Origin of the sequence: Pseudomonas sp. CFBP13509 (genome assembly GCF_005233485.1) — a bacterium.
In the GTDB taxonomy this organism is placed as follows: Bacteria; Pseudomonadota; Gammaproteobacteria; order Pseudomonadales; family Pseudomonadaceae; genus Aquipseudomonas; species Aquipseudomonas marginalis.
The window spans coordinates 19,912-32,200 of record NZ_QGAA01000033.1; the positions used below are offsets into that span (position 1 = coordinate 19,912).

A 12,289-nucleotide genomic window follows, 5' to 3' on the forward strand; every position below is an offset into this window, starting at 1 on the left:
CCAATCCTCTTTCTGTCCGGTCAATCAGCACTCAAGGGGGGGGCGCCCGCCAGGAAACATTTATTAATACATACCCGCCCTGATTGGTTATACGACGTCGTATCAATTGTGTTCGACTATCTCCGCTCTCACAAAAACAACAACGGAGACTCCCCTATGACCGATTTCCCTTCGATAGAAGGCAAGTCTGCCGCACCCGTAAGCGGCCATGTTGTACGACTACTCAAGTTATTAGGCCCAGGCGTGATCGCCGTCCTGTCTTGGCTGGGGGCAGGCGATTTGATTACTTCCTCCGTTGCCGGCGCGAATTACGGCTACGCCATGATGTGGGTGCTGGCAGTGTCCCTGCTGCTCAGGTACCTGATCGTCAACATCATTGCGCGCTTTCAACTGTGCAATAACCAAGGCATGACGATCCTTCAGGGTTATGCCCAGTTGAACCCGTTCTTCGCCTGGTTCCTGCTGGTGTACGCGCTGCTGATGGGGCATTTGATGAATGCCTACATGATCAAGGGGGCGGGTGAAGCCCTGGCCATGCTGTTCAAGACCGACTATGCGCTGCTGTGTTCGGTGGCGGTGGTGCTGGCGGTGTGGCTGCTGGTGGGGCGCAATATCTATTCGATGATCGAAGGCGTGATGAAAGGCCTGTTGGCAATCATGACCCTGGCGTTCATTGCCTTGGCGGTGATGTCCGGGCCGGATATGGCGGGCATTGTCAAAGGGACTATTGGTTTCAGCATTCCGCCGGATGAGGGCGTACACGGGGCGTTGCTGGTGGCTGTCTCGGTGATCGGCGCGGTGGCGGGCTCGATTGCCAACTTCGTGCACCCTTATGTCATGCGCCAGAAAGGCTGGGTCGGCCCACAGCACAAGCGCATCCAGCGTAACGACCTGCTATTCGCCGTCTTCGTCGGCATTGTGATCAATCTGGCGATCTGGATTGTGGGCGCCGAGATCCTGCGGCCCAACGGTATTGAAGTGAAGACCTTGGGCGACCTGGGCAAGGCGCTCGAAATCTTCTTCGGGCCGATCGGCTGGTACATTTTCTTTATCGGTGTATTCGCCACGCTGTTTGCCAGCATCTCCGGCAAAACCACGGCCTTTCCGATGCTGATCACCGATGCCTTCCAGCACGTACGGCCTGGACGCCGGGAGCGTTACGGCAAAGAGTTTCACCATGACCCGATGCACAAGTGGTTCATGTTGTTCATCCTGGTGACTCCGCTGATGTGGTCGCTGCCGGGCATGCCGGACTTTGTCACGTTGACCATCGGCGTCAGCGCGTTGAACATCATTGGCTTGCCGGTGATTTCCCTCGGCTTGCTGATTATGTCCAACCAGAAGTCGCTGCTGAGCAAGGAATACCGCAATAACCTGTTCGAAAATATTGCGCTGCTCTTCGCCACGGGGCTGGCGCTGTGGGTTGCGTTCCAATTGGGTGTCGAACTGTTCAGTTGATGCCGGGCGGGCAGGCGTCGCACCTGTTTGGCGCGACGCCTGCAAGCAATCAACGAAACGCCGGCACCACCTGCTCGATAAACAGTGCCAACGACTTCTTCTTCTCGGCATGGGGCAGGCTGTTGTCGCACCAGAAGCTGAACTCATCCACGCCCAGTTCCTGGTAGTAGCGGATGCGCGGGATGATTTCTTCGGCGGTGCCGATCATCGCGGTCTTGTGCAGGCTGTCCAGCTCGAACTCCGGGCGGGCGGCGAATTTTTCTTCCGGGCTCGGTGCCAGGAAGCCATTCACCGGCACCTCTTTATTGCCGAACCAGGCATCGAAGGTGCGATAGAACTTCGAGATCGCCTTGGCCCCGACTTTCCAGCCGTCCGGATCATCGGCGGCATGCACGTGGGTGTGGCGCAGCACCATCAGTTGCGGGCGCGGTACGCCGGGATTGTTGTCGAGGGCGGCCTGGAATTTGTTTTTCAGGTCGAGGACTTCTTCGTCGCCCTTCATCAGCGGCGTGACCATCACGTTGCAGCCGTTGGCGACTGCGAAGTTGTGCGAGTCCGGGTCGCGGGCGGCGATCCACATCGGCGGGTTGGGCTGCTGGATCGGCTTGGGCACGCTGGTGGAGGTGGGGAATTTCCAGATGTCGCCGTCGTGGGCGTAGTCGCCTTTCCACAACGCACGCACCACCGGCACCATCTCACGCAGCGCCTGGCCGCCGCTGGAAGCGGGCATGCCGCCGGCCATGCGGTCGAATTCGACCTGGTAAGCACCACGGGCCAGGCCGACTTCCATGCGTCCGTTGCTGATCACGTCGAGCAAGGCGCATTCGCCCGCCACCCGCAGCGGGTGCCAGAACGGCGCGATGATGGTCCCGGCGCCCAGGTGAATGGTGGTGGTCTTGGCCGCGAGGTAAGCCAGCAGCGGCATCGGGCTCGGCGAGATGGTGTATTCCATGGCGTGGTGTTCGCCAATCCATACGGTGCTGAAACCGCCGGCCTCGGCCATCAGGGTCAGTTCGGTCAAGTCTTCGAACAACTGGCGGTGGCTGACACTTTCGTCCCAACGCTCCATGTGTACGAACAGGGAAAACTTCATGACGCTTACCTCTAATCTGTTGTTATTTTCCGCAAATACCGGGTTTGCAGGGAGGGTCAGGCAGGCACGGGCAGGGTACCCATTTTGCCGTGGCAATACACCAGTGGACCATTGGCCTGCTCTGGCACGATCAGGTTCTTTACCGAGCCGACCATAATCGCGTGGTCGCCGCCTTCATATTCGCGCCACAGCTCACACTCGATCACTGCAGTGGCATTCGCCAGGATCGGGTTGCCCAGTGCGCTGAGCGTCCATTCGATGCCTTGGGCCTTGTCTTTGCCCTTGCGCGCGAAGGCGTAGGCTTCATTTTGCTGTCCGCCCGACAAGACGTGGATGGCAAAGTGCCTGTTCTTGATCAGAATGGGATAGGAGTCGGAGCTGTAATTGGGGCAGAACAGCACCAGGGCCGGGTCCATGGACAGCGAGCTGAACGCGCTGGCGGTGAGGCCGACGATCTGCCCGTCGTCATCGAGTGTGGTAATCACGGTGACCCCGGAAGGAAACGAACCCATCACTTGTTTGTAGATGGTGGCATCGATCATGTGACGGTCCTCTGGCGGTGGAACGGTTTTATCGGGTTGTAGGTATGATGGTATACCGTAATACAAAGCTTGCAAGCGCTTTTTTAAATCCCTGATAAACGTCTTTTGTGGCGAAATATTCAATGAATACGGGGTGTTAGGTTTAAAAATCAAGGAATCAATACGACAAGGAACCGGATCAGTTGCAGGTAAAACCAGCGGATCAGTCTTGTGAAAATGTTGGAATACCATAATATGGTGTTCATCTGAGGGGCGGCCAGAGAGCTCCCCCGGTTTGGCGTCAAACAACTATAAGATCAGACAAACGCGAGTTCATTTCCATGCCCCAGATGTCCCGGCAAGACCCCCTGATCGAGCATCACACGGTCGATTACGTCCCCCTCGCAGAGCGCCATGGAAAGGCCCGCGACCTGTTCACCTTATGGTTCAGCACCAACATCGCACCACTGCCGATCGTCACCGGTGCCATGGTGGCCCAAGTGTTCCATCTCAATCTGGCGTGGGGCCTGCTGGCGATTGCCCTCGGGCATTTGCTCGGCGGCATCGTGATTGCCCTCGCATCGGCCCAGGGCCCGCGCATGGGCATCCCGCAGATGGTGCAGAGCCGTGGCCAGTTCGGCCGTTACGGCGCGCTGTTGATCGTGTTCTTTGCCGCGCTGATCTACATCGGATTTTTCATCTCCAATATCGTCCTGGCCGGCAAGTCCATCGTTGGCATCGTGCCGTCGGTGCCGGTGCCGGCGAGCATCCTGATCGGCGCCCTCAGCGCCACCGCCATCGGCGTGATCGGCTACCGCTTTATCCATACCCTCAACCGCATCGGCACCTGGGTGATGGGCAGCGCGTTGCTGGCCGGTTTTATCTACATCTTCGCCCATGACTTGCCGGCAGATTTCCTGACCCGTGGCGGCTTCAACGCCGCTGGCTGGTTGGCCACCGTGTCGCTGGGGGTGATCTGGCAGATCAGCTTTTCGCCCTACACCAGCGACTACTCGCGCTACCTGCCGGCGGATATCGGCATCACCCGGCCGTTCATTGCGACCTACTTGGGCGCCACCCTTGGCACCATCCTGTCCTTCGCCTTTGGCCTGGTAGCTGCACTGGCCACGCCCGAAGGCACCGAAGCCATGGTCGCGGTCAAGCAAGCCACCGGCTGGCTGGGGCCGATCCTGATGGTGCTGTTCCTGCTCAATATCATCAGCCACAACGCCCTGAATCTGTACGGCGCGGTGCTGTCGATCATCACCTCGGTGCAGACCTTCGCCAGCCAGTGGACCCCGAGCATCAAGGTGCGCGTGCTGCTGTCGGGCGTGGTCCTGGCCGGTTGCTGCGTGGTGGCGTTGGGTGCCTCGGCGGACTTCATCTCGCAATTTATCGGCCTGATCCTCGCGCTGTTGCTGGTGCTGGTGCCGTGGGCGTCGATCAACCTGATCGACTTCTACATCATCAAGCGCGGGGTCTATGACATTGCCTCGATCTTCCGGGCCGATGGCGGGGTGTATGGGCGTTTCAACCTGCATGCGATCGTGGCGTACTTCATCGGCATCATCGTGCAACTGCCGTTTGCCAATACGTCGCTGTATGTGGGGCCGTGGGCCAACCTGGTGGAAGGCGCGGACCTGTCGTGGCTGGTGGGACTGGTGGTGACGTGCCCGTTGTATTACTGCCTGGCGACACGTCAACACACCCGGAAGATCAGGGCGGCACGGTTGGGCTACACCGACTGAGCCACTCCGCCGAACTCCTCCAACGCATCCCGCAACGCGCCCTCGAAGTATTCCTTCGAGGCGCGATCCCAGAGGATATGAAACGCCGGCAGCTCCACACTCCCTGTGTGGATGACAATCGCATTGACCCGCGCCACTGACGTCTGCGCCACCATCCCGGGCTTGAACGCCGGGTCACTCAAGTCAACCCCGCACAGCTTGGCCATCACCCGCGCAATCACCCCCCCGCTGAGCCGCACGCAGGCATGGCTGTCCTGGCGCGGCAGCAGGTAATTGGCACGGTGGTCCAGTTCCCAACGCGCTTCTTCATCGGCAATCCGTTGCCCCTGATCCTGCGGGCTGCCCAGCACCAGGTATTCGTTCTGCGACAGGCGCGCCACCCAACTGCCGTCCGCTTGCGCGCTGGCTTGGTTGGGCGCGCCCGGCAACGTGAAGCCGCGCGCGGTAAGGTACTCGGTGCTTTGTGCGCCGCGAAAGCCGACCCGGGGCAGGTCGGTCTGGTCCTGCAACTGGCAGGGCGGCGTGAACAATTCGTGGGCTTTCAGACTGGTCATGGCTTAACCCTCCTGGCGTTGGTTGGTGGGGTCGAAGAACGGCAGTTGCACCACCTCGGCCTGGACGACGATGCCGCCCTCGACGCGAATCGGAATGCGCTGCCCCGGTGTGCTCTGGTCGATCCCGGCGTAGGCCAGGCCGATAATGCGGCCCAGGCTGGTGGAGTATTCGCAGGAGGTGACGTTGCCGCTGATGTCCGCGCCGTTGAGTACCAGGTGGCCTTCCAGCGGTTGCACGCTGCCCTTGGGCAGGCTGAAGCCCACCAGTTTGCGTTTCAGCGGCTGGGCTTCGAGGATGTCCACCGAGCGGCGGCCGACGAAGAACGGCTTGTTGCGGCTGACCGCCCAGCCCATGTCGATTTCTGCCGGGTGAGTCATGCCGTCGGTGTCCTGGCTGATGATCACGTGGCCTTTTTCCAGGCGCAGCAGGCGTTGGGTTTCGACGCCGAAGGGGCGAATGTCAAAGGCCTTGCCGGCCGTCATCAACGCGTCCCACAACGCCAGGCCGTGGCGTGCCGGTACGTGGATTTCATAGCCCAGCTCGCCGACAAACCCGACCCGCAGCAAGCGCGCCTTGATCCCGGCCACCGTGCCCTGGCGCACGCCCAGGTAGGGGAAGCCTTCGGCACTGAGGTCGAGGTCGTTGCACACCTGCTCCAGCACCTTGCGCGAATCCGGCCCGGCCACGTTCACCGCACAGATCGCTGCCGTGACGTTGGTCACGTCCACGTCCAGGCGCCACTGTGCGTTCCACTTGAGCATCTGCTGGTAGATGCGGTCGACGCCGCTGGTGGTGGCGGTGACGTAGAAATGCTTGTCGGCCAGCCGCGCGCACACGCCGTCGTCGATCACCACGCCGTGTTCGTTGGTCATCAGCGCATAACGCGAACGGCCCACCGGCTGCTTGAGGAACGCGAAGGTGTACATGCGGTTGAGCAATTCGGCGGCGTCCGGGCCGCGCACGTCCAGGCCACCGAGTGTGGACACATCGATCAGCCCGACCTTGTTACGCACATGCAGCGCTTCGGCCTGCATGCACGCTTCGCGGTCCTGGGGCTTGCCGTAATAGGCCGGGCGCTGCCAGATACCGGCGGGCATCATCTTCGCCCCGGCTTGCACATGGCGCGCGTGCATCGGCGTTTGGCGGTAGGGGTCGAAGGCGCGTCCGGCGACATGGGCGAGTTTCTCCGCCACGAACGGCGGGCGTGCGGTGGTGACCCCGGTTTCGCTGATCGTGCGCTGGGTCGCCCAGGCCACCAGCCGTGCGGTCGGCAGCGCCGAGTGACGTCCCTGGGACGGACCCATGCCGACCGTGGAGTAACGCTTGACCAACTGCACATCGCGGTAGCCGATGCGGGTGGCGTTGACGATATCCGCCACTTGCAGGTCTTCGTCGAAGTCGACGAAATCCTTGCCCTTGGGGTGCGGGAAGATCGGCCAGTGGAAGTTGACCTGGGCTTCGCTGCGCAGCGCTGCAGGCGGGCTCGGGCTGTTCAAACCGAGGGCGCACAGGCTGTCGGCGGCGGCGTTGGACCCATCCGCCAGCACATTGTCCAGTTGATGCCGACCGTGTACGGAACCGGCCACGCCCAGGTTGCGCGGCAGGCCACTGAGGCTGAACTCCGCTCGCGAGTCGTCATAGGCCAGCTTGCCACCGGCCTGGCATAGCAGCTGATAGACCGGCATATAACCGGCCGACATGCACAGCAGGTCGCAGTCGATCACTTGCCCGCTGGCGCTGACCTGGCCCTGGCCGGTGATCTGGCGCACATCGACGCCTTTCACATGGCGCAGGCCTTTTTCATGCAGGGCCTCGAACACGGTGCTGTTGCTCAGGCACGGGATCTTGCGCTGGGCCAGGGCACCCGGCAGGGCTTTGTCCGCCGGGGCGTGACGCAGGTCGATCACGGCGGCCACGTCCACGCCCTGGTCATGCAGGTCGAGGGCGGCGAGGTAGCCGTCATCGTTGCCGGTGAGTACCACTGCGCGCTTGCCGGGCTTGACCGCATAGAGCTTCATCAGGCGTTGCGCGGCGCTGGTGAGCATCACCCCCGGCAGGTCGTTGTTGCGGAAGACCACCGGTTGGTCGAACGAACCGCTGCACACCAGGCACTGTTGTGCGCGCACTTTGTACAAGCGCTTGCCCTGGATCACCGGCAGGTAGTTGTCGGTGAACCAGGCATTGCAGGTGGAGTCGGTGAGCACCTGGATATTCGCGTGTTGCTGCACCGCGCCGAGCAACTCGCGGCGCAGGGTGTCGGCACGGGTGCCGGCAATATCGAAGCGCGCGTAGGTCAGCGACCCGCCGAGAATAGGCTGCTGCTCGATCAGCAGCACCTTGGCGCCGGCATTCGCGGCGGTCAGCGCGGCCTGCAAGCCAGCGGGGCCGGCGCCGATCACGGCGAGGTCGGTGAACAGGTAGGCCTTGTCGTAGTACTCGGGTTGGAACGTCAGGTCGAGCACGCCCAGGCCGGCCTTTTTGCGGATGATCGGTTCCCAGACTTTCCACATGCCCTTGGGCTTGTAGAACGAACGGTAGTAGAAACCCACTGGCATGAACCTGGAGAACTTGCCGAGGTAGGCGTCCTTGTCGTTATCCAGCGAGCCGTTGACGTTCTGCGCCGTCACCGCCAAGCCGGCGGACAGCGCGTGGGCATCGGCCAATACGTTGGGTTCGCGGGGCAGTTGCACCAGGCTGTTGGCGTCATGGCCGGCCATGGTCAATGGGCCGCGTGGGCGGTGGTACTTGAACGAACGCGACATCAGGAAGCGCCCGTTGGCGAGCAGCGCGCTGGCGATGCTGTCGCCCTGCAAACCTTGGTAGGGCAGGCCGTCGAAACTGAAATCGAGTGGCTGGTCACGCTGGATCAGCAGGCCCATGGGGGCGGGGAGGCGGTTCATCCGGCGATCTCCTTGGCGGTGGTGAAGTCGACGCGGGTAGTGAACACTTCGCGCGGATCGAAGGTGCGCAGGATCTCGTCGGTGACCGTGTGGCGCTCGGCGAGGAACCAGTAACTGGACGGCGTGTGCATCCACCATTCGCGCACCACACCGGCGAGGTTATCGGTGTTGAACACGTAGTCGGCCCATTCGGCATCGCTGCAGGTCAGCGGGTCGGGCATCGGTTTGAATTCACCGCCGTAGGTGAACTCGCTGATATTGCGCGGCCCGTTGAGCGGGCAAATCATGATTTTCATCGTCTGCTCTCCGTCAGTGGCTGGCCGCTGTGGCGCCCATTTCGTTGACTTGCTGGAAGGTCGAGAAACGTTCGAGGCCGAAGGGCTTGATCAAGTCCGGCACCTTGCCGCCGCTGGCGACCAGCTCGGCCATGGTCTTGCCGCAGATCGGCGTGGCCTTGAAGCCCCAGGTGCCCCAGCCGGCGTCGAGGTAGTAATTCTTCAGCGGCGACAGGCCCATGATCGGGCTGTAGTCGGGGGTCATGTCGGTGATCCCGGCCCACTGGCGCATCAACTTGGCGTTGGCCAGGAACGGAAACATCTCGATGGCATGGGCCAACAGGCTTTCCTTGAGGTCCAGGGTCGAGCGCGTGTTGAACAGCGGGTACGGGTCGGAACCGCCACCGAACACCACTTCGCCACGGCTGGTTTGCTGCACGTAGCAGTGCAGGGCCGAGGAACTCACCAACGGGTCGAGGAACGGCTTGAACGGCTGGGTGACCATGGCCTGCAACGGGAAAGTCTGGATCGGCGAACGGATACCGGCCTTGGCCATCAGCAGCGAGCTGTGCCCGGCAATCGCCTGCACCGCGCAGCCGCACCGGATGGTGCCGCGATTGGTTTTCACCGCGGTGATGGCACCGTTCTCGATCACCAGGTCCTGCACTTCGGTGAGCTGATGGATTTCCACGCCACGCTTGGCCGCCTGCTTGGCGTAGCCCCAGGCCACGGCATCGTGACGCGCGGTCGCGCCGTCGATATGCCAGAGCCCGGCGATCACCGGCAAGTGGCCGGGGTCGAGGTTGAGGCTGGGCACCAGCTCGCGGATCTGCTGGCGGTCGATCATCTCGGTACGCCCGCCGAAGTGCTTGTTGACCTCGGCGCGCTGGCGGAACGAACGCACGGTGGCGTCGGTGTGGGCCAGGGTCAGTTGGCCGCGCTCGGAGTACATGATGTTGAAATCGAATTCGTTGGACAGCGACTGGAACATCTTCACCGACTCGGCATAGAAACGAACGCCTTCGCTGGTGAGGTAGTTGGAGCGGATCACCGCCGTATTGCGCGCGGTATTGCCGCCGCCCAGGTAGGCCTTTTCCAGCACCGCTATATTGGTGATGCCGTGGTACTTGGCCAGGTAGTAGGCCGTCGCCAGGCCATGGCCACCGGCGCCGATGATCACCACGTCGTAACTCGACTTGAGTTCCTTGGGCGGTGGCAGGTCCACCTCCACCGGGTACTCCGAACTCAGCCCGTATTTCAATAGATTGAATGGCATACGGCCTCCGATTGGCTGCGTAGGGCGTGGTGTTGCGCCAGGGCGGCGGCCACGGTGTTTTTCATCAGGAAGGCAATGGTCATCGGCCCGACACCGCCGGGCACCGGGGTGATGGCGGCGACATGGGGCAGGGCGCTGTCGAAGTCGACATCACCCACCAGGCGGCTGCGGCCGTCGTCGTCGATGCGGTTGATGCCGACATCGATCACCACCGCGCCGGGCTTCAACCAGCTCGCGTCAATCAAGCGGGCGCGGCCCACGGCGGCGATCACGATATCGGCCTGGCGACACAGGGCCTGGGCGTCGTGGCTGCGCGAATGCAGCACGGTCACCGAGCAATCCGCCTTGAGCAGCAGCGCGGCCATGGGCTTACCGACGATGTTCGAACGGCCGATCACCACCGCGTGTTTGCCACGCAGGTCGCCGCAGGTTTGCTCCAACAGATACAGGCAACCGCTCGGGGTGCATGGCGTGAGCACTGCGCGGCCCTGGCTGAGGCCACCGACGTTCTGGCTGTGAAACCCGTCGACGTCCTTGTCCGGCGCGATGGCCTCCAGGGCGCGCAGTTCGTCCATCTGCGCCGGCAACGGCAATTGCAGGAGGACGCCGTGGATCGCCGGGTCGGCATTCAATTGGCCGATCAGGATCAACAAGTGTTCGGTGCTGGTATCGCCGGGCAGGCGATGCTCCACGGAGCGGATGCCCACCTCTTCGGCGCGCAGGATCTTGTTGCGCACATAGACCTGGCTGGCCGGGTCGCTGCCCACCAGGATCACCGCCAGCGCCGGTTGAATAGCCTGCCCATGCAGCCGCGCCACGTCCTCGCGCACTTGCAGCAGCACGCGCGCCGCGGCGGCTTTGCCGTCGATCAGTTTATGCGCGCTCACCGGAACACCACCGTTCTGTCCTGATTGAGGAAGACCCGGTGCTCCAGGTGGTACTTGACCGCCTTGGACAGGGCCACGGTTTCGGTGTCGCGGCCGATGGCGACCAGGTCGTCGGGCTTGTACACGTGGTCGACGCGCTGCACTTCCTGCTCGATGATCGGGCCCTCATCCAGGTCGCTGGTCACATAGTGCGCGGTGGCACCGATCAACTTCACACCGCGTTGATACGCCTGGTGATAGGGCTTGGCACCCTTGAACCCGGGCAGGAACGAATGGTGGATATTGATCGCCCGCCCCGACAGTTGCCGGCACAGGTCGTCGGAGAGAATCTGCATGTAGCGCGCCAACACCACCAGCTCGGTGCGGGTGTCGTCGACGATCTTCATCAGCTCGGTTTCCTGCGCGGCCTTGTTGTCCCTGGACACCGGCAGGTAGATAAAGCGAATGCCCTCGCGCTCGGCCATCGGCCGCAGGTCGAGGTGGTTGGAGACGATGGCGGTGATGGTCATGTCCATCTCGCCCTTGTGGTAGCGGTAGAGCAGGTCGGTGAGGCAGTGGTCGAACTTGCTCACCATCAGCATCACGCGCATCGGCTCGCGGGTGTCGTGCAGCTCCCACTGCATGTCGAAGGCCTGGGCGACATCGGCGAAACCGTCTCTGATCTCTTGCAGGTCGCCTGTGTGGCCATCGTTGAAACGGAACACGGCACGCATGAAAAAGCGGCCGCTGAAGTCATCATCGAACTGCGCCATTTCCCCGATGTAGCACGCCTTGTCCGCCAGGTAAGTGGTGACGGCAGCGACGATGCCGGACACGGCGGGGCACGTCACCTTGATGATGAAATGGTTTTTTTCGTGTTGCATGACACGTCCTCGGGATGATGGCGGCAGCTCATCGCATAGCGAAAAAATGTCTGAGGACAGCAGGCTCATTCCTTGAGCGCGTTTTCTTGTGGGGAATAAAATATTCCTGAAGTGGCTTTATAGGGGAATGGGGGCAGGGCGTCCAGGGTTTTTGGGAAAGATTTTTAACTGAGGGGAAATTTTTGGGCTGGGCGCCACCAGTCACTATAGGACTTCGCCCCACACTCGCGGGTGGACGCGGTTAGAAATGGGGGAGGGGGGCTTGCCCCCGATGGCGGCCTCTGGGCCGACTATTTTTTTGGATTGGACCGGGTACATATCCGTTGCTGCGGTAACGGCGGCTTAGGGTTCCGCCCTTACGGCGGCTCACTTTTGGAAAGGCCCAAAAGTCCACCAAAAGGCCTTCGCCCCAACACTCGGTGCCTCGCCTAGGCTCGGCATGCCCTCACTCCGGCTTTGGAGCGTGGGCCGCCGCGATGGGCCATCCATGGCCCAGCGCGGCTAACCCGGCGTCCTGCCGGGTTACCCACGCTCCAAAGCCTGCGTTCGGCCAGCGTGTTTGACGGGGCGATGCCAAATCAAAAACAAAAGCGAGGCGGCCTTAAAGCCGACCTGATTATTGAAGCGTACGCGGTGTGGCTTCTACTTCCTTAATCGCTGACGAAGTCAGCAATCTTTTGATCTGCTCTGGCTCTGGCTCTGGCTCTGGCTCT

The 12,289-nt window shown here is 61.9% G+C and carries 10 protein-coding genes; 2 read left to right on the forward strand and 8 right to left on the reverse strand.

Features of this window, described 5'->3' with window-relative positions; all coding sequences use genetic code 11:
• Nucleotides 1–156 precede the first annotated feature (156 nt).
• Nucleotides 157–1,458: an Nramp family divalent metal transporter gene (locus tag PspCFBP13509_RS30460; RefSeq protein WP_065925518.1), complete on the forward strand. Its 1,302-nt coding sequence runs from the start codon at nucleotides 157–159 to the stop codon at nucleotides 1,456–1,458.
• 49 nt (nucleotides 1,459–1,507) lie between these two features.
• Here the strand turns inward: PspCFBP13509_RS30460 and PspCFBP13509_RS30465 are convergent, their stop codons facing one another.
• Nucleotides 1,508–2,551, reverse strand: a complete 1,044-nt coding sequence (locus PspCFBP13509_RS30465) for an LLM class flavin-dependent oxidoreductase (protein ID WP_064052580.1) — start codon at nucleotides 2,549–2,551, stop codon at nucleotides 1,508–1,510.
• Nucleotides 2,552–2,607: 56 nt separating this feature from the next.
• Complete coding sequence (locus tag PspCFBP13509_RS30470; protein WP_065925516.1) at nucleotides 2,608–3,093, reverse strand: flavin reductase family protein; 486 nt, start codon at nucleotides 3,091–3,093, stop codon at nucleotides 2,608–2,610.
• Between the two features lie 320 nt (nucleotides 3,094–3,413).
• Between PspCFBP13509_RS30470 and PspCFBP13509_RS30475 the strand changes: the two genes are divergently transcribed.
• The gene (locus PspCFBP13509_RS30475) at nucleotides 3,414–4,820 is read left to right on the forward strand and encodes a purine-cytosine permease family protein (RefSeq protein WP_137213130.1); all 1,407 of its coding nucleotides are present in this window, start codon (nucleotides 3,414–3,416) and stop codon (nucleotides 4,818–4,820) included.
• Here the strand turns inward: PspCFBP13509_RS30475 and PspCFBP13509_RS30480 are convergent.
• Genes PspCFBP13509_RS30480 through purU form a run of 6 tightly spaced genes read right to left on the reverse strand, consistent with a single transcriptional unit; the run spans nucleotide 4,808 to nucleotide 11,576 of the window.
• Nucleotides 4,808–5,374 carry a sarcosine oxidase subunit gamma gene (locus tag PspCFBP13509_RS30480; RefSeq protein WP_137213131.1) on the reverse strand — a complete coding sequence of 189 codons (567 nt, stop codon included), beginning with the start codon at nucleotides 5,372–5,374 and terminating at the stop codon, nucleotides 4,808–4,810. The genes PspCFBP13509_RS30475 and PspCFBP13509_RS30480 overlap by 13 nt on opposite strands.
• A 3-nt stretch (nucleotides 5,375–5,377) precedes the next feature.
• The gene (locus PspCFBP13509_RS30485; RefSeq protein ID WP_137213132.1) at nucleotides 5,378–8,275 is read right to left on the reverse strand and encodes a 2Fe-2S iron-sulfur cluster-binding protein; all 2,898 of its coding nucleotides are present in this window, start codon (nucleotides 8,273–8,275) and stop codon (nucleotides 5,378–5,380) included.
• Entirely contained in the window at nucleotides 8,272–8,571 is a 300-nt protein-coding gene (locus tag PspCFBP13509_RS30490) for a sarcosine oxidase subunit delta (protein ID WP_065925512.1), read from the reverse strand. The genes PspCFBP13509_RS30485 and PspCFBP13509_RS30490 overlap by 4 nt, the downstream gene beginning before the upstream one ends.
• A gap of 13 nt (nucleotides 8,572–8,584) precedes the next feature.
• On the reverse strand, nucleotides 8,585–9,826 hold the full coding sequence (locus PspCFBP13509_RS30495) for an FAD-dependent oxidoreductase (protein ID WP_065925511.1): 1,242 nt from the start codon (nucleotides 9,824–9,826) through the stop codon (nucleotides 8,585–8,587).
• Nucleotides 9,808–10,713 (reverse strand): bifunctional methylenetetrahydrofolate dehydrogenase/methenyltetrahydrofolate cyclohydrolase FolD, encoded by a 906-nt coding sequence (gene folD / locus PspCFBP13509_RS30500; protein ID WP_065925510.1) that lies wholly within the window; start codon nucleotides 10,711–10,713, stop codon nucleotides 9,808–9,810. Before folD ends, PspCFBP13509_RS30495 begins: the two co-directional genes overlap by 19 nt.
• Nucleotides 10,710–11,576, reverse strand: a complete 867-nt coding sequence (gene purU / locus PspCFBP13509_RS30505) for a formyltetrahydrofolate deformylase (protein ID WP_065925509.1) — start codon at nucleotides 11,574–11,576, stop codon at nucleotides 10,710–10,712. Before purU ends, folD begins: the two co-directional genes overlap by 4 nt.
• Nucleotides 11,577–12,289 lie beyond the last annotated feature (713 nt).

Coding starts and splice junctions, on each gene's coding strand:
- PspCFBP13509_RS30460 (WP_065925518.1), top strand. CDS start 157: ATGACCGATTTCCCTTCGATAGAAGGCAAGTCTGCCGCACCCGTAAGC.
- PspCFBP13509_RS30465 (WP_064052580.1), bottom strand. CDS start 2,551: ATGAAGTTTTCCCTGTTCGTACACATGGAGCGTTGGGACGAAAGTGTC.
- PspCFBP13509_RS30470 (WP_065925516.1), bottom strand. CDS start 3,093: ATGATCGATGCCACCATCTACAAACAAGTGATGGGTTCGTTTCCTTCC.
- PspCFBP13509_RS30475 (WP_137213130.1), top strand. CDS start 3,414: ATGCCCCAGATGTCCCGGCAAGACCCCCTGATCGAGCATCACACGGTC.
- PspCFBP13509_RS30480 (WP_137213131.1), bottom strand. CDS start 5,374: ATGACCAGTCTGAAAGCCCACGAATTGTTCACGCCGCCCTGCCAGTTG.
- PspCFBP13509_RS30485 (WP_137213132.1), bottom strand. CDS start 8,275: ATGAACCGCCTCCCCGCCCCCATGGGCCTGCTGATCCAGCGTGACCAG.
- PspCFBP13509_RS30490 (WP_065925512.1), bottom strand. CDS start 8,571: ATGAAAATCATGATTTGCCCGCTCAACGGGCCGCGCAATATCAGCGAG.
- PspCFBP13509_RS30495 (WP_065925511.1), bottom strand. CDS start 9,826: ATGCCATTCAATCTATTGAAATACGGGCTGAGTTCGGAGTACCCGGTG.
- purU (WP_065925509.1), bottom strand. CDS start 11,576: ATGCAACACGAAAAAAACCATTTCATCATCAAGGTGACGTGCCCCGCC.